Genomic DNA, 21,712 nt, shown 5'->3' with positions numbered 1-21,712 from the left:
CCGATGGCAGCCTTTCCGTGTCGTCGCCAGCAGGGCATGGCGGTGATCGTCGCGATGCTGGTGGTCGCACTGGTGGCGGTGATCGCGACCGCGCTGCTGACCCGCCAGGCCGCGCAGCTGCGTGCGCTGCGTGGCGACCAGCTGCGGGCGCAGGTACGCATGGCCGTGGATGCCGCGCTGGAGCGCGCGGGGCAGCAGCTTCGTGACGACGCGCGCGAGCAGCTGACCACCGTGCGCGACGGTCGCTGGGCACGGCCGGTGCAACTGGATGCGCCGCTGCCGGTGCGCCTGCAGATGGTGGACGCGCAGTCGCTGTTCAACCTGCGCAACCTGTTGTCGCAGGGCCAACCGGATGCGCAGGCGCGGCAGGCCTTCGTGGCGCTGTGCGTGGAGCAGGGGGTGTCTGCGGCTACATGCAGCGGTGCCGCGGACCACATCCAGGCACGGCTGCGCGACGGTGATCGCGCCGCGCAGGCGCCCCTGCCGCGCGAAGCCCTGATCGGGCAGGCGCTGGCCGGTGCCGAGCCACGCGCCGTCCGGGCGTTGTCCCGGCGCACGGTGGTGTTGCCGGCGCAGACGCTGGTCAACGCCAATACGACTGACCTGGCCGTGCTGCAGGCGGTTGCACCCGGCGCTGATCCGGGCCGGCTGCGGGCGCTGGTGGACGAGCGCGATGGCGGCCGCTGGCTGCTCAACCGCGGTGATATCGCCAACCGCCTGCAGGTGAGCAGCGAGCAGATGTCGGTGATGCCGCTGGGCATCCACAGTGAATGGTTCCTGGCGGTCGGACAGGTCCAGGCAGACGACCGCGATGTCGATTTCCGCGCGTTGATCTGGCGTGAGTACCGCGATGACAGCGTGCGCGTGCAGCGTGTATGGACGAGGATCGGCGCATGAGCGTGCAGCTGCGGGTACGCCTGCCGGCGCTGGATCGACTGCAGGCCGACAGCCGGGTGGAGTGGGCGCAACTGCAACGCGGTGACGTGGCGGCGCATGGCTGCGAGGCGCTATCGGCGCTGGGACAGCGCCATCCGCAGGCACAGGTGCACGCCTGCCTCGATCCGCATGACCTGATCCTGCTGGAACTGCAGCTGCCGCCGCTGTCAGGTCGCCGGCTGCAGGCCGCGCTGCAGGGCGAGGTGGAGGCGATGCTGCTGGACGACCTGCAGGATGTTGCGCTGGCCAATGGGCCGCAGGCGGCTGACGGGACCGTGCCGGTGGCATGGCTGGGCCAGCAGGCCGTGGCCCAGGCGCAGCAGCTGCTGGCGTCGTGCGGCCTGAGCCTGCAGGGGCTGTACCCGACGCCGCTGCTGCTGCCGTGGACGGAGGGGCGGGCCACGCTGGAGGCGAAGGGCGAGCACCTGCTGGTACGCAGCGGGCGCGACCGCGGCTTCGTGCAGTGGAGTGGCGGGCGCGACGTGGCAGGCGTGCTGCAGGCAACCTCCCTGCGCCTGCAGCAGGCCGGCGTGCAGGCCGTGCAATGGGTGCATGCGGTGCCCTCGGGTTGGCCCGGACACCTGCAGACCAGCACAGTGGCCGCGGGCAGCGAGGCCAGCGGCCCGCTGCCGGCATGGGCACTACCGCTGCAGCGCGGCGGACGACGCCTGCCACGAGTGGCGATCGGGCTGGCACTGGCGGCCGGGGTGCTCGCCGCGACGGGCCTGCAGTTGCAGGTCTCGCGCTGGCGCGGCGAAGGTGAGGCGTTGCAGCGGGAAATGACGCGGCAGTTCAGCGCGCAGTATCCGGAAATCACCGAGGTACTGGATCCGGTCCTGCAGGCACGGCGTGCGTTGGCCGCACCGGTGCAGACGGCTCCACTGCCGCGGATACAGCAACAGGTCGCGCTGGCATTGCAGGCGGTTCCGGAGCTGGCCGGCCGCGTTCGCGGCATGGACTACACGCCCGGCGCGCTTGAACTGGAACTGGATGCCGATGCGCAGGCGCTGGCCGATGATGCGCAGCATCTGGAACGATGGCAGCAGGCGGCGCAGGCGCAGGGCCTGCAGCTGGTCCGCCAGGGCGGTGGCCGCCTGCGGCTGAGCACCGGGGGCAGCCGATGAGGGTACGGACTGCGTGGATGGAAGGCGGCATCGCGGCGCTGTCACAGTGCTGGCGGCGCCTGCAGCTACGCGAACGCGTCATGCTGACGACGATGGTGGGTGCACTGCTGGCCGCTGCGCTGTGGGCATTCTGGCTGGAGCCCCTGCTGAAGCAGCGCAGCTACTGGCAGGTTGAGCTGCCGCGCCTGCAGGCACAGATGCGGGCACTGGCGCCCTTGCTGGACGCGCGCGAGCGCCAGCGCCTGGCCCGGGAGCAGCGGCCGACACTGGCCAGCCTGCGTTCGCGGATCGCCGCCGCCGGCCTTGCCGATGGGATGCGGGTCGACGCGCGCGATGGACGCTGGCACCTGCAGGTGCAGTCGGTGCCCGCCGATGTGCTCTGGAACTGGCTCCTGCCGCTGCTGGCCGACCCGACCATCGAACTGCAACGACTGCAACTGCAACGCACAGGGGACGCGGATATGCCGGCGGCACGCATTTCAGGAAGCATCGTGATGAAGGCCGTTGCGGGTGAGCTTCGATGAGGTCGATGCACGGTCTTGCCTGTGGCGCGGTGCTGGCTCTGGTCGTGGGGATGGTCCACCTGCCCGCGCCGGCATGGGCGCAGGATGCCAGCGACGAGCCGGTCCAGTTGAATCTGGTGGATACCGATATCGGTGGCGTGCTGCGGATGGCGGCGCGTTTCACCGGCCGCCAGTTCCTGATCGATCCACGCGTGACCGGCAAGATGACGGTGGTATCGGATGGTCCTGTCAGTCGCGCGCAGGCCTATCAGCTTCTGCTCGGCGCACTGCGCATGCGTGGCTTCGCCGTGGTCGAGAACGGTGGCATCAGCCGGGTCGTGCCACAGGCCGATGCCAAGCTGCTGGGCGGCCGGGTAGGCGGCGGAGCGGCAGGTGGAGAGGTTGCCACACGGACCTTCGCGCTGCGTTACGAGAATGCGGCCGCACTGGTCGCGGTGCTGCGGCCGATGATCAGCCCGGACAACCCGATCACCGCCAACGCGGGCAACAATACTCTGGTCATCACCGACTATGCCGACAATCTGGAACGCATCGCGCGGGTGATCGCCAGCGTGGACACCCCGGCTGGCATGGACACCGACGTGGTCAAGCTGCAGCAGGGGATCGCCGTGGATGTGGCCGCGATGGTCGCACCGTTGCTGGATGCGCAGGGCGCCGAGCCGGGCCAGAAGGTGATGGTGATGGCCGATCCGCGCAGCAACAGCGTGCTGCTGCGCTCCAGCAGCCCGGGGCGCACGCGGTTGGCACGCCAGCTGGTGGAGAAGCTGGACCGGGCACAGGACGAGTCCGGCAACCTGCATGTGGTCTATCTGCGCAATGCACAGGCCACCCAGCTGGCGGGTGTGCTGCGTGGCGTGGTGGCCGGGCAGAGCGACGCGCAGGCGATGGGCAGCAGCGAGGGCATCACGCCGCTGCCTGGCGGGGCCGCTCGCAGCGCGCCGACGCAGCCGCAGCCGCAGCAGGCCGGGGCCACGGGCAATGCGCTGCAGTCGCAGCGGCTCGATCCGGACCGGCGCGACCCCGCTGATGCCGGCAGCAGTGGCTTCAGCCAGAACGGCATCTCCGTACAGGCCGATGTCGCCACCAATACGCTGCTGATCTCGGCGCCGGAGCCGGTGTACCGCAACCTGCGTCGGGTGATCGACCAGCTCGACCAGCGGCGCGCGCAGGTGCTGGTGGAAAGCCTGATCGTGGAAGTCAACCAGACCGATGCCGCTGAACTGGGGGTGCAGTGGATGTTGGGCAATGGCCGCACGTTCGCAGGCACCCACTTCGGTGGTGCGACCGGCGGCAGCGGCCTCAATGGCACGGCGCGCACCACGCTGGACGTGCTGCCGCGCGATGGCCTCAACGTGGGCGTGATCGATGGCACCATCACGCTGCCGGGCGTGGGCCAGATCCTCAACATGAAGGCACTGGCCAACGCGCTGCAGAGCAAGGGCGGTGCCAACATCCTGTCCACGCCGAACCTGATGACGCTGGATAACGAGGCCGCCAGCATCATGGTCGGCCAGACCGTCCCATTCGTCAGCGGCCGCTATGTCACCGACGGCGGAGGTGGCAGCAACAATCCGTTCCAGACCATCGAGCGCGAGGACATCGGCCTGAAGCTGCGGGTGCGCCCGCAGATCTCCGAAGGCGGGACGGTGAAGCTGGACATCTATCAGGAAGTGAGCAGCATCGACGGGCAGAGCTCCGGTAGCGAGGGCATCATCACCAACAAGCGGGCACTGGACACCAGCGTGCTGCTCGACGACGGCCAGATCATGGTGCTGGGCGGCCTGCTCGAGGACAGCGTCAGCCACGGTCGCGACGCGGTGCCGGGCCTGGGTCGGATTCCGGTACTGGGCGCGTTGTTCCGCAGCGACACGCGCAGGCGCGCCAAGACCAACCTGATGGTGTTCCTGCGACCGCACGTGGTGCGTGACCCGGCGGCCGGCCAGCGCCTGACCCGCGATCGCTACGACTACATGCGCAACGCCCAGGCCGGTGCACAGCCGGTGCAGAGCTGGGCATTGCCGGCGCTGTCGGCGCCGCAGCTGCCGCCACAGGACCTGGGTACGCTCGGCCAGGGCAACGCGCGCGACGGCCAGGGGCGACCATTGCAGAACACCAGTCTGGCCGCCCTGTACCCGACCGGCGAGGGCACCGCGCAACATGTGCAGTTCGCGCAGGGCCTGGACCCCGCACGCGCCGCGCAGGCGGTGGCGCAGGTGCGGGCATTGGGGCTGCAGGCGTACGCAGAAGCCACACCCGGCGCAGCGGGTCAGCGCCTGCGGGTGCGACTGCCACGCGATCCGGCACAGCTGGACCCGGCCCTGCAGCAGCTGCGGGGCTTGGGATACACCCCGGAACTGGTGATCGGGCCGTGACCGTGGCCAACGATCTGCGATCACTGCCGTATGCCTGGGTGCGCAGCCACGGGGTGATGCTGGCCGACACGGGTGATGGGCCGGTCCTGCTGGGCACCGCCGAGACCCCGGCCTGGGCTGTCGCCGAGCTTCGCCGCCTGAATGGACCCCTGCCGTTCCAGCAACTGGACAGTGCGGCCTGGCAGCAGCGGCTGGGCGAACAGTATCGTGACGGCGGCGACGCCGCGGCGGTCGTCGGCGCGGCGGAGAGCGAAGTCGACCTTGACCGGCTGATGCAGGACATGCCGGAGATCACCGATCTGCTGGACGCACAGGATGACGCGCCGGTGATCCGCATGATCAATGCGCTGCTGGCACAGGCCGCGCGCGATGGCGCCAGCGACCTGCACATCGAGCCGTTCGAGACCCATTCGGTGGTCCGCTACCGTGTCGATGGCACGCTGCGCGACATGGTGCAGCCGCGGCGCGCCCTGCATGCCGCCCTGGTGTCGCGCATCAAGATCATGGCGCACCTGGATATTGCCGAGAAGCGCCTGCCACAGGACGGGCGCATCGCCCTCCGCGTAGGCGGCCGGCCGCTGGACATCCGCGTGTCCACCGTGCCGACCGGGCACGGCGAGCGCGCGGTGCTGCGCCTGCTGGAGAAGGATGCCGGCCGGCTGCAGCTGCAGCGCCTTGGCATGGCCGACGACACCCTGGCCACGTTCACCGGCCTGATCCGCCAGCCACACGGCATCGTGCTGGTCACCGGCCCGACCGGCAGTGGCAAGACCACCTCGCTGTACGCCGCGCTCGGCCAGCTCGACAGCAGCACCAGCAACATCCTCACCGTGGAGGATCCCGTGGAGTACGACTTCGCGGGCATCGGCCAGATCCAGGTCAATGCGCGTATCGGGATGACCTTCGGCACCGCCCTGCGCGCGATCCTGCGCCAGGACCCGGACACCATCATGATCGGTGAGATCCGCGACCTGGAAACCGCGCAGATCGCCGTGCAGTCGTCACTGACGGGTCATGGCGTGCTGGCCTCGCTGCATACCAACGATGCGATCTCGGCAGTGACCCGGCTGGCAGACATGGGGGTGGAGCCGTTCCTGCTGGCGTCTTCGCTGCGCGGTGTGCTGGCACAGCGGCTGGTAAGGCGCCTGTGCATGCAGTGCCGGCGCGCGGAGGTCGACGCCGACGGTCGCACGGTGTGGCGGGCAGTGGGCTGCGCAGCCTGCGCACACAGCGGCTACCGCGGGCGAACCGGCATCCATGAGCTGTTCGTGGTCGATGATCGGGTGCGCGCGCTGATCCATGAAGGGCAGGGCGAGCCCGCGCTGCGCCAGGCGGCACGGGCCGCCGGCATGCGCAGCCTGCGCGAGGACGGCCAGCGTTGGGTCGACAGCGGCCTGACCACGCTGGAGGAAATCCTGCGCGTCAGCGGCGACGGTTGACGCGACGATGGCGCTGTTCGACTACCAGGCCGCCAACGCGCAGGGACGCATCGAAAAGGGCCAGGTGGATGCCGACAGCCCGCGTGGCGCGCGCCAGCTGCTGCGCGGGCGTGGGCTGACGCCCGTGCAGGTCAGCCCCGCGCGCGGCGCAGGCGGGGGCTGGGGGACACGCCGGCTTTCAGCGAGCGAACTGGCCTGGGCCACCCGCCAGCTGGCCAGCCTGCTCGCCGCCAGCCTGCCGCTGGAGGGCGCATTGAGTGCCGTCATCGAGCAGGCAGAGCGACCGCATGTGGCTCAGGCGCTGACCTCGGTGCGCGCCGATGTGCGTGCGGGTCAGCGCTTGACCATGGCCCTGGCGGCCCGGCCGCGCGACTTCCCGCCGATCTATCGCGCCCTGGTCGGCGCCGGCGAGGACTCGGGCGACCTGGCGCGGGTGATGGAACGCCTGGCCGATTACATCGAGGAGCGCAATGCGCTGCAGGCCAAGGTGCTCACGGCGTTCATCTATCCAGCGGCGATCAGTCTGGTATCGGTGGCTATCGTGATCTTCCTGCTCAGCTATGTGGTGCCGCAGGTGGTGACAGCGTTCGTGCAGGCACGACAGACACTGCCGATGCTGACCCAGGTGATGCTGGCCGCCAGCGCGTTCGTGCGCAGTTGGGGTGCATGGACAGCGCTGGGCATCGGCCTGCTGGTTGCAGCATGGCGGCTGGCGTTGCGCCGCACCGATCTGCGCCTGCGCTGGGATGCGATGCTGCTGCGCGTACCGGTGATGGGGCGCTTCGTGCTTGGCGTGAACAGTGCGCGCTTCGCCTCGACGCTGGCCATCCTGCTCGATGCCGGCGTGCCGTTGCTGCGCGCCTTGGAGGCGGCGCGGCAGACACTGGGAAACACGCTGCTGGCGCGCTGCGCCGAGGATGTCGCCGCGCGCGTGCGTGAAGGCGCGGCACTGGGCGCTGCGTTGAAAGTGCAGAAGGTCTATCCGCCGATCCTGGTGCATCTGGTCACCAGTGGTGAAAAGACCGGCACACTTGCGCCCCTGCTGGATCGCGCCGCGCAGACCCTCTCGCGCGAGATCGAGCGGCGCGCGATGGCACTGACCGCACTGCTCGAGCCGACCATGATCCTGGTGATGGGCGGGGTGGTGCTGACCATCGTGCTGGCGGTGCTGATGCCGATCATGGAAATGAACCAGCTAGTGCAGTGACGGGCGTGCGGCGCACAGGCCACGCTTCTCCACACAATCCTCCATACCTTTTCTCGATCTTCCACAGGTTTCTTAAGCGGCCTGTCATCGGCACGGACGAGCATGAGCCTGTCGTCGCGGAGCGGGCTGGGAGGCCCTCAGCGACAGCAGGCGTGTAGTGACCGTTCCTCCCTTGGCGTTTCCCTTCGCAGCAAACCCTTCAGGAGAAGATCATGTACAAGTACAAGACTCTGGCCGCGCTGGTTGCCACCGCGCTGCTCGCCACTGCCGGCGCCGCGTCGGCGCAGACCGTTACCGGCGGTGGTGCATCGCTGCCGGCCGACCTCTACAAGGGCCAGGCTGACAGCATCCTGCCGGCCAACTTCAGCTACGCCGTGACCGGTTCGGGCACCGGCAAGAAGGCGTTCCTGGAGAACAATTCGGCGCTGTTCTCGACCACCGGCACCGTGCATTTCGCTGGCAGCGACTCGGTGCTGAGCGCGACCGAACTGAGCACCTACACCACCAACTACAACCAGTCGACCAATGCGAACCGCTACGGCGCCCTGATCCAGGTGCCGTCGGTGGCCACCTCGGTGACCATCCCGTTCAACAAGCCGGGTTCGGCCGTCAACCTGAGCGTGGCGCAGATCTGCGGCGTGTTCTCCGGCGCGATCAGCGACTGGTCGACCATCGACGCCAACCGCAGCGGTCCGATCCGCGTGGTCTACCGCACCGAAAGCAGCGGCACCAGCGAAATGTTCACCCGCTTCCTGGCTGCGGCCTGTGCCGCTGAGCCGGCTGCGACCTCGAACCTGGTCGGTGGCACGTTCGCCGTGAAGTCGACCTTCGCCGACCTGTACAAGCGCGATGCCAACAACAACCTGCCGGCGTTCCTGGTCGCCGCGCCGGCCACGGGCGGCACCTCGCTGTACAACGCTGTCTATGCGGCGGATGGCCGCATCGGCTACGTCGGCCCGGACGTGATCCCGAGCCTGACCGATGCGACCAAGGTTGCCAAGGTCAAGGGCTTCTCGCCGGACCAGGTGAGCGTGCAGGCCACCCTGGATACCGTCGCTCCGCCGACCGGCACCGCTGCCGAGAACCCCGCCAACTGGGTGCCGGTGTTCGGCAACCCGTCGGCCGGCTATCCGATTGCCGGCTACACCAACCTGGTGATCGGCCAGTGCTACAAGGATTCGGCGGTTGCCACCAGTCTGCGCGGCTTCCTGGCGCGTCACTATCCGGCGACCTACCCGGCGGCCTACGAGGCGTCGATCACCGGCCATGGTTTCATCCCGCTGACCAAGGCTTGGCGCGATGCGATCCGCAACCGCTTCGTGCTGGCCAGCAGCGCAGCCGGCCTGAACAATCCCAGCACCTGTGCGGGCATCGGCCGTCCGCTGTAATCCGCAGCACCGCGTGAACCCTGTTTGACCCGGCGCCGGCCTCTGTGGCCGGCGTCGCCATTTCCGCCGTGCGGCGTGCAGCGCCATCGCCCCCTGCACGTTGTCGGCTTCATGTCACGCGAACCGTCTATCAGTGGCAGGGCATGCGTTGCGCGTGTCTGCGATCACCGCCGCCAGTGCGGTCCACCAGGTTGATGAGGTTACGATGTCGCACCCGCTCCCGTCCGCTGTTCATCCGGCCGCGCCGATGCGCCGCAATCATCCGATGGCGTGGGCCATCGCGGTCGCACTGGGAAGCGTGGTCGCTCCGGCCAGCCAGGCCCAGCAGGCGTTCAGCCCGGCCTGGTTCGCCGAGCGCGGCGCAGCGCAGGGCGCGGCCAGCCAGAGCGGGCGCATGCCCAACGGCGTGCCCATCCAGTTCCAGTTGCCGGCGCAGCAGCAGGATGCTGCGCGGCAGAAACTGCAGCAGTCGATCGACAATCTCGGCACTGCCGCGCAGGCCATCGCCCTGCAGCAGCGCCTGCAGGAACAGGCGCGGCAGTCGCGGCGGGAGGCCGGGTTCATCGTTGCCGACGGATTGGGCAGGGACGGGTTGAAGGTCGATGAGAATCCGTTGACCCGGGGCTGGATCAACGCCCGCGAGGCAATCCAGTCGCAGGGCAGCGACGGACGGGTCCAGGTCAGCATCGAGCAGACCGCGGACAAGGCGATCCTGAACTGGGAGACCTTCAATATCGGCGGCAACACCACGCTGAACTTCCTGCAGAACCCGGACTGGGCCGTGCTCAATCGGGTGAACGATCCGAATGCGCGGCCCAGCCAGATTCTCGGCCAGCTCACCGCGGGCGGCACCGTGTTCGTGGCCAACCGCAACGGCGTGGTGTTCGGCAACAACAGCCAGGTCAACGTCCGCAACCTGGTCGCGGCGGCGGCGCGCATCAGCGACGGCCAGTTCCGCGACACCGGGTTGTACAGCGCGGATACGAATACGGCGGCCCTGAGCGATGCCGTTGGCAAGGTGATGGTGGAGCGGGGCGCACGTATCGCGACCCACGAGCCGACCAGCGCCACGCGTGGCGGCGGTTACGTGCTGCTGGCGGGACACAGCGTGGAGAACGCCGGCCAGATCGAGGCACGAAAGGGCCAGGTGCAGCTGGCGGCCGGCGACAGTTTCGTGATCCGGCGCGGCGTCGGCACCGCAGCCAATACCAGCTCCACCACGCGTGGCAATGAAATCGCGCCGCGCTTCATCGCTGACAGTACCGCGGGCAGCGTGCGCAATACCGGCCTGCTGCGTGCCCGCGAGGGTGACGTGACCCTGGCCGGACGCAACGTCGAGCAGGCCGGCGTTGCCGTGGCCAGCACGACGCTCGCACAGCGCGGCACCGTGCATCTTCTGACCTCGGCCAGTGATACCGGCAGCACCGTCACGCTCGCCGATGGATCGACCACGGCGGTGCTGATCGAGGACGATGGCAAGGCCACGGCACTGGACACCCAGCGGGACAGCCTCATCAGGGAATCGGCAGAGCAGGATGCGATCCGCGCGGGCGCGCGCTCGGCAACCTTCGACAATCTCTCCCAGCACAACGACCGACGCGACCAGTCGCGGGTGGAGATCGTGTCCGGTGGCACCATCCATTTCCGTCCGGACTCGCTCACGGTTGCCACGGGCGGCCAGGTCATCGCCGACGCGGCGGCCCGCAGCTACGTCGACGATGCAGCACGCGTGGACGTGTCGGGTGCCGTGGGCGTGCAGGTCTCGATGGAAAGCAACAATGTCCAGATCAAGGTGCAGGGCAACGAACTGCGCGATGCGCTGGACAACCGCGACAGCGGCAAGCTGACCAGCAGCGAGGTCTGGGTCGACCGCCGCAGGCTCATCCACGTGCCAGCCGGAACCGGGGGCTACGACGGTGAGCGCTGGTATGCCGCAGGCGGCCTGCTGGAAGTGGGCGGCTACCTCGACAACCAGGGGCATTCGATCGGCGAATGGGCCGCGCAGGGAGGCACCGTCCTGCTGGGTGGCAGTGAAGTGATCACGCATGGTGGGTCACGCATCAACCTTGCGGGTGGCAGCCTGGATGTGCAGAGCGGCGTGATCCGGCAGAGCTGGGTGCGCGGCGTGGATGGCCAGGTGTACCGCCTTGATGACGCACCGGCGGAGATGCTGTTCGACGGGGTGTACAACGGCCATGAGGTGAAACAGGAGCGCTGGGGCGTCACCGAGACGTTCCGCGATCCGGTCGTGTTCGCGGCGCAGCGTGTCGACAACGGGTATACGGTCGGCCGCGATGCAGGACGCCTGATCGTCTCCGCCCCGACGGCGGTGCTGGAGGGCCGTGTGGAGACCGCCACCTTCCAGGGCGCGCAGCAGAACCGCCGGCCTGATGCCGCACTGGACGGCTATGCACAGGCGCAGACGGCGGCAGCACGCAATGCGCAGCTCTACCTCGGGCGTTATGACGGCCAGGGCCGCAGCGGGGTGTTCGGTTCGGACGTGCGCGTGGATGACAATGCGCCGAAGACGGCGGCGTGGTCACTGCTGGCACCGGTCGGGGAGGAGCGGCGCGACACGGTGTGGCTGGACATCGCAGAATTGAGTGCCCAGCAGTGGGGGCGGATCGATCTGGCGAGCGCCGATCGCATCAGCATTGACGGCCGTCTTCGGTTGCAGGCGGGCGGACAGCTGAATCTGACCGGCAGCGAGGTGGAACTGGCGGGCGACATCGGCATTGCCGGCGGCCAGCTGTCGGCGGGCAACCTGCTGGAGGTGCAGGGCAGGCCGACGGCACTGCTGAACGATGGCCGCGCACGCACCGTTATTGCCGACGGTACCCGCATCGTTCTTGCCGGTGAATGGAGCAACGCAGCGTTGGGAGAGCCGCTGGATGCGGGTGGTGCCTGGACGGATGGCGGCCGCCTGAGCTTGGGCAACAGCCATGACGTGAGCGTGGGCGCGGGGGCGACGGTCGACGTCGAGGCCGGCGCCGCGCTGGACCTGCGCGGCAAGGGGCATGTCGGCAAAGGGGGCAGCATCAGTCTGCAGGCGAACAGCAGCACGGTTGCAACGGACGGCAGCGGCCGGGTGCAGCTGGGCGAGGGCAGCCGGTTCAGCGGCCGTGGCCAGGGCAGCGGCACGTTCTCGCTGGGCACCGGTGGCCGGGTGCGGGTGGGCGATGCGGATCCGGCGGACGCAGCAGCGCTGCAGGTGGATGCCGGCCTGTTCGGCAGTGGCTTTGCCCAATACGACATCAATGGCCATCAAGGGCTGGAGGTTGCCGATGGCACGCAGCTGGCAGCGCGCATGCCGGGCCTTCGGATGACCGCGGACGCGCGCACCGCGACGGATCGGAAAGAGGCACTGGAGAGCTGGCTGGCACCGCTCTACAGTGCCGATCCACTGAGCGGGCTGGTCCGCCAGCGCAGCGGTGCCAGCGTGAGCCTGCGCTCGGATCGCAACAGCGTCGGCGGCGACCTGCGGGTGGGCAAGGCCGCGCTGATCGAGGTCGACCCGGGGCAGGCGATCTCCCTGCTCGGCGCCGGCAACATCGATGTGGAAGGTACGCTGCGTGCGCAGGGAGGACGCATCAGCATCGACGATGTGCGCCTGCCGACCACGCTGTATGCCGGGCAGCGGAGCGAGCGGACCTGGCAGTTCGCTGACGGTGCGCTGCTGGATGTCAGTGCGGACGCGGTGTCACTGGCCGATGCCGGTGGCCGCCTGCAGGGACTGGTGCGGGCCGGGGGGCGCATCGAGATCGGCGGCGCGCTCGACTGGGAGACCTCTGCGTCGGTGGACAACCGTCCGCCTGAAGCCTTCGTCGTGCTCGAGCGCGGTGCGCAGCTGCGGGCAGCGGGCGCCTCGGCGCCGCTGGATGTCGACGGGAAGGGGCGGACCCGCGTGGACAGCGATGGCGGGCAGATCGTGCTGCGTTCGGCCAACGCTCTGTACCTGGACGGCGCAATGGACGCCTCCGCCGGCGGCAGTGGCGCGCGTGGCGGCACCTTGGGCGTGGCCTTTGGTGGCAGCGTCCATGCGCGGGGCGCGAGCGAGGAAGTGCTGCGTGCGCGCGGCATCACGCTCAGCCAGCGCGGCGAGGCCGACGCGGTGCTGCCAGACCGGCTGGAGTACGGGCACGCGACGCTGTCGGTGGAGCAGATCCAGGCCGGCGGCTTCGACAGCCTGTCCGTGTTCGGTGACGTCCGCGCGGAGGGCGATGTCGACCTGCGCATGGGCCAGAGCCTGCGCATCTACGGACAGGGGCAGTCAAGCCTCGGCATGGCCGTGGCAGCACCGCAGTCCAGCAGGATTTCGCTGAGTGCTCCGCACCTGCTGCTGGCACAGTCGCACTGGCAGTCGCTGCCGGGTGAGAACCTGGTGGTCACCGATACCGTGGCGTCGGCCGCGGAAGGCGACCACGTGCTGTCGGCGCGGGCCGATCTGATCGACATCCGCGATGTCACCTGGCTGCCCGGCTTCAACCAGGTCGTGCTGGACAGCCGCAGCGACGTACGGCTGCTCAACGCGGTGTCCAACGGCGGATCGATCAGTGCGTTGATGGCGAGCGGGTCGATGGACGTGAGTGCCGCCCGCCTGTACCCCACCTCCGGTGCGACGGGCTACCTCGTCGCGGGTGCGTCTGCGGCGACCGTGGCGACGCCTGGATACTGGTCGGATCCGGATGCGGTTCTGCGCATCCGGGGTACGGGCACGGCGGCGACCACCCCGCCGGAGTCAGCGCTGGGCGCGTTGCAGCTGGTGGCAGCGACCGTGCAGCAGGGCGGAAACGTGCAGGCGCCGATGGGAGCGCTGCAACTGGGCGGCCTGATCCTGGGCGGCACACGTGCCAGCCGGGTGGAGCTGTTGCCGGGCAGCATCACCTCCACCAGTGGCGCAGGTCTGGCGCTGCCCTATGGCGGTACCGTGGACGGCGTGTCGTGGAGAAGGGGCAGCAGCAGCCTGGAATCACTGACGCCGGGTGGAGTTGCATCCAAAGGCGTGACCCTTACCGCCAACGATGTGGATGTGCATGCCGGTGCGCTGCTGGACGTGTCAGGTGGCGGCGAACTGACGGGCGCGGCGTTTGTCTCAGGCCGCGGTGGCTCCGTCGACGTGCTGCGCACCGCGCTGGCCGATGCCAACCCGCGCTATGCGTTCAGTGCGTCCGGCAACCCGGTGTACGCGATTGTGCCGGGACGTGCCGGCAGCTTCGCACCCAGCAGTGATGATGGGTTTGCTGCGCCGGCGGTGGGCCAGCAGATCACCGTACCGGCCGGCGTTCCCGGCCTGCCTGCGGGGACCTACACATTGCTGCCGGCCAGCTTCGCGCTGCAGCCGGGTGCATTCCGCGTCGAACTGGGCGCGACGGGAACCTCCGGCGTACCGCAGCCGATCCAGACCGGCACCGGGACCTGGCGCGTGTCCGGCCAGCAGGGATTGGCACTGGGTGGGGTGGCGTCGCCGCTGCTCACCGACATCCTGCTGACGCCGGCGGCGGTGGTGCGCCGGCATTCCGGCTACAACGAAACCAGCTACAACAGCTTCGTGCAGGCCACCGCCGACCGTCGTGGCGAGGCGCGCGGCTGGCAGACCATCGATGCGCTGGGGCTGACCCTGGCACTGGGTGAAGGCGCTGGCCGCGAGGGAACCGCGGCCGTCGACTTCGCCGGCACGGCGCGCTTCTCCGCGGCCAATGAAAAGGGACGCGGTGGCACCCTGGTGGCCACGCTCGCCAGCCCGGCCGTGGGTTCGCTGGAGATCGCTGCTGCCGGCAGTCCGTCGCAGGCGCACGATCGTGGCGCGACCTTCACCGACGACGCACTCAATGCGCTGCGGCCGGAACGCTTGGTGATCGGCGGACAGTTCAATGAGACGGCATCGCTGGTGGCGGTGTCCGGCGCGGTGCGCGATGTGGCGATCCGCTCCGGTGCGAGCCTGCAGGCACCGGAGATACTGGTGGCTGCGGCGTCCGGTGGCAGCGGCATCCTGGTCGAAGCCGGGGCGACACTCGATACCCTGCCTTTCGCACGCGACACCGCGTCCGCGCCGACCGTACCCTATCAGGTCAATGGCGGCCTGCTGGCCGTCTCGAACCAGCGCCTGAACCTGATCACCGGTACGACCGGCGTGGCGGCCGGGCCGGTCGCGATCGACATCGGCGGCTGCCAGACGGACTGCGAAGGCGAGGCACGGCTGGTATCCGATGGCAGCATCGGGGTGGCCACCGATGGCGTGCTGCAGATGCGCGATTCCGCCCGTTATGGCACGCGCCAGCTTGGCGTGAGCATGGCGGCGCTCAACCTCGGCAGCGCCGAGGCGATCGCGCAGGCAGCGGCCGCAGGGGCGTTGCCAAATGGCATGACCATGAACCAGTCCGTGCTGCAGCAGCTGCTGCGCGACAATGATGCCACCGGCGCACCGGCGCTGGATACGCTGAGCCTGGTCGCACGCGATTCGGTCAACGTGTTCGGCAGCGTCGACCTGGATGCGCGCGACAGTGCCACCGGCCGCGGCGGCCTGCAGACGCTGGTACTGGGCGCGCAGGCCATCCATGGCTATGGTGCGGCGAGCGACCGTGCGCGCATCCTGGTGGACACACTGGTCTGGGACGGTTCGCTGGCGGCGACGCAGGCGGCGGGCAGCGATGCATCGGTGCCGCCGGCCGATCCCATGGTGGACCGGCTTGGCGCGGGGCAGCTGGACATCGTCACCCGCAACCTGCAGCTGGCGCGCGCCCCGTTCAGCCGTCCCAGCTCCGAGGTGCCCGCGAACCGCCAGGTGCTCGGCTTCAGCGCGCTCAACCTCAGCGCGTCCGGGCAGCTGCTGTTTTCCGCGCAGGGTACGCTGGACGTGTACCAGCAGCGCGGCGACTATCTCGCGGACAAGGGCTGGCAGTACAGCGGTGGCAGTATCGGCATCGACACGCCGCTGCTGACGGCCGATCCGGGTGCGCAGCTGCAGGTACGGACCGGCGGCGACTTCCGCCTGCAGGGCGGCAGCGGAAGGGCCGGCGGCGACGCACTGGGCAGTGAACTGAGCATCGATGCCGAGCGGATCGCGCTGGACAGCACGATCGCACTGGCCTCCGGCCGCCTGTCAGCGAGCGCACGCGAAGGCATCGCGCTCGGCAGCCAGGCGGCGCTGGACCTGGCAGGGCGCAGGGTTACGCTGTACGACGTGGACCGGTACAGCTGGGGCGGCGACGTGCTGCTGTCCAGCGATGCGGGTGACGTCAGCACTGACGCCGCCTCACGCATCGATCTCTCGGCGCGCAACAACCGCGGCGGACGGCTGACGGTGAACGCCCTGGCCGGGAGTGCCGATCTGGCCGGCGGCATCGAGGGGGCTGCCAGTGGCCGTTACGACGCAGGTGGCACCGTGGTGCCTTACGACGGCGCAGACCTCGTGGTTCGCGCCGGCACGTTGCAGGACTTCGCAGGCCTGAACCAGCGCTTGAACGCAGGCGGTGTCACCGGCGGGCGCACGTTCCGGATCGGTGAGGGTGATCTTCTGATCGGTGATGAGGTGAAGGCGCGCAGGGTCGACATCAGCCTCGACGCAGGCAGCCTGCGCGTGGCGGGGCGCATCGACGCCAGTGGCGAGCAGGTCGGCGCGATCCGCCTGTACGCACGTGACGGTCTGCAGGTGGAGGGAACGCTGGATACGCATGGCACCGGCCTGCGCGTGGACAGCCAGGGCAAGATCATCGACAGCCCGAACCGGGCCACGATCGAACTGGGCAGCGCCGCCGGCGGGATCGACATCGGCGCCGGCGCCCATCTCGACCTGCGCGCGGGCACGGCGGTGGCGGTGGGCGGCGGCCTCGGGCAGAACGACGGCGTGGCCCGCGGCACCCTGAAGATCGATGCGCCCCGCATCGGCGGCAACGATGCGGCGATAACGGTCGCCAACGGTCTGCGCGTCGAAGGTGCGGCCGGTATCCAGGTCAATGCGGTGCGACGCTATGAGGACGCGCCCTTGGCGGACACTGTCGACGTCAACGGCAACCGCGCGCAGCGCGTCACCCAGCAGTGGCTGGACCAGATCGTCGATCCGGACAACCGCGCGTGGATGGACGGCGCGCTGGCCAATGCGGATCTCCGACAACGCACGGCTGCGCTGGGCACGCATCGCCTGCGCCCCGGCGTGCAGGTCCTCGCCCGCCGCAGCGAGGCCAATCCCGGAGGTGACCTGACCGTATCCGGTGACATCGACCTGTCCGGCTACCGCTATGGGCCTGAGGCCGATCGCAATGATCCGGCGCGGCGCGGCTTCGGCGAGTCGGCGTCGCTGGTGCTGCGCGCGGAGGGCAACATCAACGTGCACGGCAGCATCAACGATGGCTTCGCGCCGCCACCGGCCAATCCGGACGAGGCAGGATGGCAGTTGCATGAGAGCCGCAACGGCACCGCCGGTCACACCCCGTTCGGCGGCGACCTGGTGGTGCCGGTGGAGGGCGTGAGGCTGCAGCCCGGTACGGAGTTCCGAGCCGGTACCCGCCTGAACTATGACGTGCCGGTCGAATCGGTAGCGCTTCCGGTCGGTACCGTGCTGCCCGCGCCGATGGTGATCTCGCAGAACCTGCGCCTGCCCGCGGGCACGGTGCTGGGTGCGGCGGTGACCACCGACTCCGGGCAGACGCTGGCGGCGGGCACCGTGCTGCAGGAGCCGCTGGTGCTGGCGGCCGGTGCGCGACTGGGGGCTGGCTTCCGCCTGCGCAGCGATGTGCAGATGGCCGCCCAGGACTGGCCGGCCGGCGCGATGCTGCCGGTGACCCTGCGCCTGGCACGGGAAGTCGAGCTCAAGGTAGGCGCGTACATTCCATCGCTGACCAAGGTGGAGCTGCCCGGCGACGCATCGGTGAACCTGCGTCCTGCCGACGCCAACGGCAACCAGGGACGCAACTGGGCGCTTGCCCCGATGCTGGCCGAAGGTACGACATCGTGGGACATGACACTGGTGGCGGGGGCTGACAGCGACGCCGCGGATCCGCGTTCGCGACGCTGGGGAAGCGACGGCAGCGTGGTGCGTGCCGATACCCATCAGGGCTCGGTCGGCACCGTGACGACCGAGATCATCTGGGTGGGCGACCGGGTCCTGACCGAACAGGCGTCACTGGACTGGATGGGCGACACCTCCTATGCCGGCCGTCCGATTTCCGAGCTGGCAGACATGTTCGGCTTCAGCGAGGATGAGTTCTGCGCGCTTTCCGATGGCTATTGCGGCCCCGCGCCGCGACAGGTCGCCGCGCAGGGTTCGCTGGATTTCTGGGGCGATGAATCCTACGTCGGCACGCCGGCAAAGGACTTCGCCGAGGTGTTGGGCATGACCGAGGACGAATTCTGCGGAATGGCACCGGGCTACTGTGCCGGCGGTGGCACCCAGACCGAGGTCACCACCTACGGCAAGCGCGCCGGTACACCGGCCTGGAGTGTCCTGCGCACCGGCAAGGGCGACCTGGAACTGCTCGCGGCGGGCGACGTTGCGATGAAGTCCGGGTTCGGCGTCTATACCGCCGGTACGCCCAGCTCACTCGGCGAGGGCCGTGACGCCGCGTTTGATTCACCGCGCGCGGCGGCGCCCTGGAACACCACGCTGCTGGGTGAGAACCTGGTGCCGGGCAGCTATGACGCCGCAATCGCGGGATACCAGGCCTGGTATCCCGATCATGGCGGCAACCTCCGCGTCGAAGCCGGGCGCGATATCGTCGGTGACGTCTGGACCGGGCGCGCAGAGTCCGGCACCAGCGAGCGCGACTGGGCGCTGTACTCCAGTGCCGCGGTCGGCAATTGGCTGTGGCGGCAGGGAACCGGCAGCACCACCGGCGTGGAGCCGGTGCCGACCAGCTGGTGGGTGAACTTTGGCGCCTACACCAACGTGTCCGCTGCTGCTGGCGCCTCTCCGCGGATGGTCGGCTTCACCGGCTTCGGCACATTGGGCGGCGGCAACTTGACGCTGGAGGCCGGGCGTGACGCCGGCGTGCGCGATGCGATAGGTGACGCGCTGGATTCGACGATCGCACCGCGCTCGGGTGCGATCATCGCGGCGGTGGGATCGACCGGCCGGGTCAGCGATGGCCAGCTGCACCTGACCGGCGGCGGTGACCTGCAGCTGCGTATAGGTGGCGCACTGAATCCGAATCTGCGGGCGACGTTCTCCAGCCTCAATGCCTCCAGGGCGGGACAGAATCTCGACCTCAACGGTACCTTCAGCAACCTGCGTGGCAGCCTGCTGCTCGATGCGGGCCGCATCGGTGCAATGGGTGTCACCCTGGACAGCTACGGGACGCTGGGCCAGCTGCGTGCGGCCGATCTGTTCGCCGCCGACGCCGCCCGCCCGATGGGCGGGCCGGTGCTGGTGCTGGGCGATGCGGTCGCACAGCTGCAGGCGCGGGGCGATGTCGTGCTCGGCGGCGTCGCCGATGCCGGCCGGGTTCCACTGGCCAACTACAGCACGGTGGTGCAGGACAACGGCAGCCGCGCTGCGGGCAGCACCTGGTTCTCCCTATGGACCGACGCGACCGCCGTGGATCTGTTCAGCGCCGGTGGCGACCTGGCGCCGGGCCTCGCCGGGCCGGAGAATGTGACCGGCAGCAATCTGTGGCCCGAGCAGGTTGCCCTGGCACCGGGCAGCCGGGAGGAGCTGCTGAACTACTGGCTCTATCCATCGCGCTTCAGCGCCGTTGCCGCCCAGGGTGACATCAAGCTGGACCGGATCAGTGCCGTGACGGGGACGCAGGATGTGATCCTGCTGGCGCCCTCGGCTACCGGGCGGCTGGACGTCCTGGCGGGCGGCAGCATCTTCGCCCGCAGCGGCGCGACCCAGATCACGCGCTCCGGCGCGGATGCGCGCCTGCCGGGGCCGTTCGACCCCGCATTCGTTGCCGAGCAACGCGATGCCAGCGGTAATGTGACGCGCCCGCGGCACAACCTGTCGGTCGATGGCAACATCGCCTCGCCGGAGGCATCGCTTCCGCTGTTCGCGTTCGGCCCCGGTACGCCGTTGTCCACGGTCTCCGCGGCACTGGCACCAAGCCGCTTCTACGCCGTGCAGGGCGACATCATCGGCCTGGCGACAGGCGCCCAACGCACGCTCGACGGCACCGCCTGGCAGCGCACGCAGCTGAACTGGTTCGAGGCAGCAGGCGCGGTGCAGCTGCGGGCAGGGCGGGACATCCTCGGCGTGTCGATGACCGCGTTGAACAGCGCGCCCACCGATATCACGGTGGCGGCGGCGGGACGTGACATCGTGCATCTGGACGCGACGATCGCCGGCCCCGGCAACGTCGAGATCAGTGCCGGCCGTCAGCTGCGCCAGGAGGAGGCGGGCAGCATCGTCAGCCTCGGTGGCATCGTGCAGGGTGACACCCGTCCGGGTGCCAGCATCGCGCTGACGGCCGGCAACCAGCAGATCGATTTCGCCGCCCTGCGTGCCCGCTATCTGGATCCCGCAAACCTGGCCGATCCCGCGCAATCGCTTGCGTCGCAGCCGGGCAGGGCAGTCAAGGTCTACGACCAGGAACTGAAGCAGTGGCTGCAACAACGCTTCGGCATGGCCGCCGATGGCGAGGCAGCGCTGGCTGCGTTCGATGCGTTGCCGCAGGAACAGCAGCGCATCTTCCTGCGCCAGATCTACTACACCGAGCTGCGCGAAGGCGGACGCGAGTACACCGATGCGGAAGGGCCGCGCTTCGGCTCCTATCTGCGCGGGCGCGAGGCCATCGCCACGCTGATGCCGGACAGGAATGCGGCCGGTGCGACGATCGACCGAACCGGCGATATCGTGATGTACGGTGGCTCCGGTGTGCGCACCGAGGCGGGCGGCAACATCGAACTGATGGCACCGGGAGGCCAGATCGTGGTGGGTGTACAGGGGGTGGTGCCGCCTGCCAGTGCCGGCCTCGTCACCCAGGGGCAGGGCGATATCCGCCTGTTCAGCCAGGACAGCGTGCTGCTGGGCCTGTCGCGGGTGATGACCACCTTCGGTGGCGACATCCTGGCGTGGTCGGAACAGGGCGACATCAATGCCGGTCGCGGCTCGCGCACCACGCTGTTGTACACACCGCCACGGCGCGTCTATGACACCTGGGGCAATGTGATCCTGTCGCCCCAGGCGCCGGCCAGTGGTGCGGGCATTGCCACCCTCAATCCGATCGCGGAAGTCGCGCCGGGCGATGTGGATCTGATCGCGCCGCTGGGCACCATCGATGCGGGCGAGGCGGGCATCCGTGTCTCGGGGAACATCAATCTGGCCGCGCTGCAGGTACTCAACGCGGCCAACATCCAGGTGCAGGGAGACAGCAAGGGCCTGCCGGTGCTGGCGTCGGTGAACGTCAACGCGCTGGCTTCGGCCAGCGCCGCCGCCAGCAGTGCCAGCCAGGCGGCACAGGATGTGATCCGCAAGAGCCAGGAGGATGCCCGGCGCAACCAGCCTTCGGTGATCAGCGTGCAGATCCTGGGCTTCGGCAACGCCAGCAGCAGCATCAACCCGCCGGCACGCGGCACGACCGCGGCCAGCGGCTACGACGTAGACAGTGCTTTCCAGTTTCCGCAGGCCCGCGAACCGCAGGCGCGTGGAGAGGGTGGCACACAGCGGCGATAATTGCCGGGGATGATCCACGCGGTGCGTGGAGATCCGCAATCGGGCCCGCTGCCACGGAGCGGTGGCGGCCCCCCGCCAGGACGGCACGGAGGGCAGGGAGCAGCCATCGGCGGTGAGG

8 protein-coding genes are annotated in these 21,712 nt (G+C 69.3%); all 8 read left to right on the top strand.

The genetic code is table 11. The features are described from left to right. Positions 1–36 precede the first annotated feature (36 nt). The 8 genes from gspK to QMZ25_RS09995 all read left to right on the top strand — a co-directional run bounded on the left by gspK (position 37) and on the right by QMZ25_RS09995 (position 21,594). Entirely contained in the window at positions 37–897 is an 861-nt protein-coding gene (gspK, locus tag QMZ25_RS10030) for a type II secretion system minor pseudopilin GspK (protein ID WP_154582314.1), read from the top strand. Then, positions 894–2,060, top strand: coding sequence for a type II secretion system protein GspL (gspL, locus tag QMZ25_RS10025; protein ID WP_164152856.1), 1,167 nt, complete (start codon positions 894–896; stop codon positions 2,058–2,060). Before gspK ends, gspL begins: the two co-directional genes overlap by 4 nt. After that, positions 2,057–2,584: a type II secretion system protein GspM gene (gspM, locus tag QMZ25_RS10020; protein WP_283219555.1), complete on the top strand. Its 528-nt coding sequence runs from the start codon at positions 2,057–2,059 to the stop codon at positions 2,582–2,584. The genes gspL and gspM overlap by 4 nt, the downstream gene beginning before the upstream one ends. Continuing rightward, entirely contained in the window at positions 2,581–4,956 is a 2,376-nt protein-coding gene (gene gspD / locus QMZ25_RS10015) for a type II secretion system secretin GspD (RefSeq protein WP_283219554.1), read from the top strand. Before gspM ends, gspD begins: the two co-directional genes overlap by 4 nt. Before the next feature lie 2 nt (positions 4,957–4,958). Next, on the top strand, positions 4,959–6,395 hold the full coding sequence (gspE, locus tag QMZ25_RS10010; protein ID WP_283219585.1) for a type II secretion system ATPase GspE: 1,437 nt from the start codon (positions 4,959–4,961) through the stop codon (positions 6,393–6,395). Positions 6,396–6,402: 7 nt separating this feature from the next. Further along, positions 6,403–7,602, top strand: a complete 1,200-nt coding sequence (gene gspF / locus QMZ25_RS10005; protein ID WP_283219553.1) for a type II secretion system inner membrane protein GspF — start codon at positions 6,403–6,405, stop codon at positions 7,600–7,602. A 212-nt stretch (positions 7,603–7,814) separates the two neighbouring features. Continuing rightward, positions 7,815–8,990: a substrate-binding domain-containing protein gene (locus tag QMZ25_RS10000; RefSeq protein WP_053516316.1), complete on the top strand. Its 1,176-nt coding sequence runs from the start codon at positions 7,815–7,817 to the stop codon at positions 8,988–8,990. Positions 8,991–9,195: 205 nt separating this feature from the next. Beyond that, a complete protein-coding gene (locus QMZ25_RS09995; RefSeq protein WP_283219552.1) occupies positions 9,196–21,594 on the top strand; it encodes a filamentous haemagglutinin family protein in 12,399 nt (4,132 codons plus the stop codon). The last annotated feature ends 118 nt before the right edge of the window (positions 21,595–21,712 follow it).

It is taken from the genome of Stenotrophomonas sp. RS-48 (genome assembly GCF_030053245.1).
GTDB classification, from domain to species: Bacteria; Pseudomonadota; Gammaproteobacteria; order Xanthomonadales; family Xanthomonadaceae; genus Stenotrophomonas; species Stenotrophomonas maltophilia_P.
The sequence above is the reverse complement of the archived record's forward strand: the minus strand, read 5'-3'. Positions and strand labels throughout refer to the sequence as shown.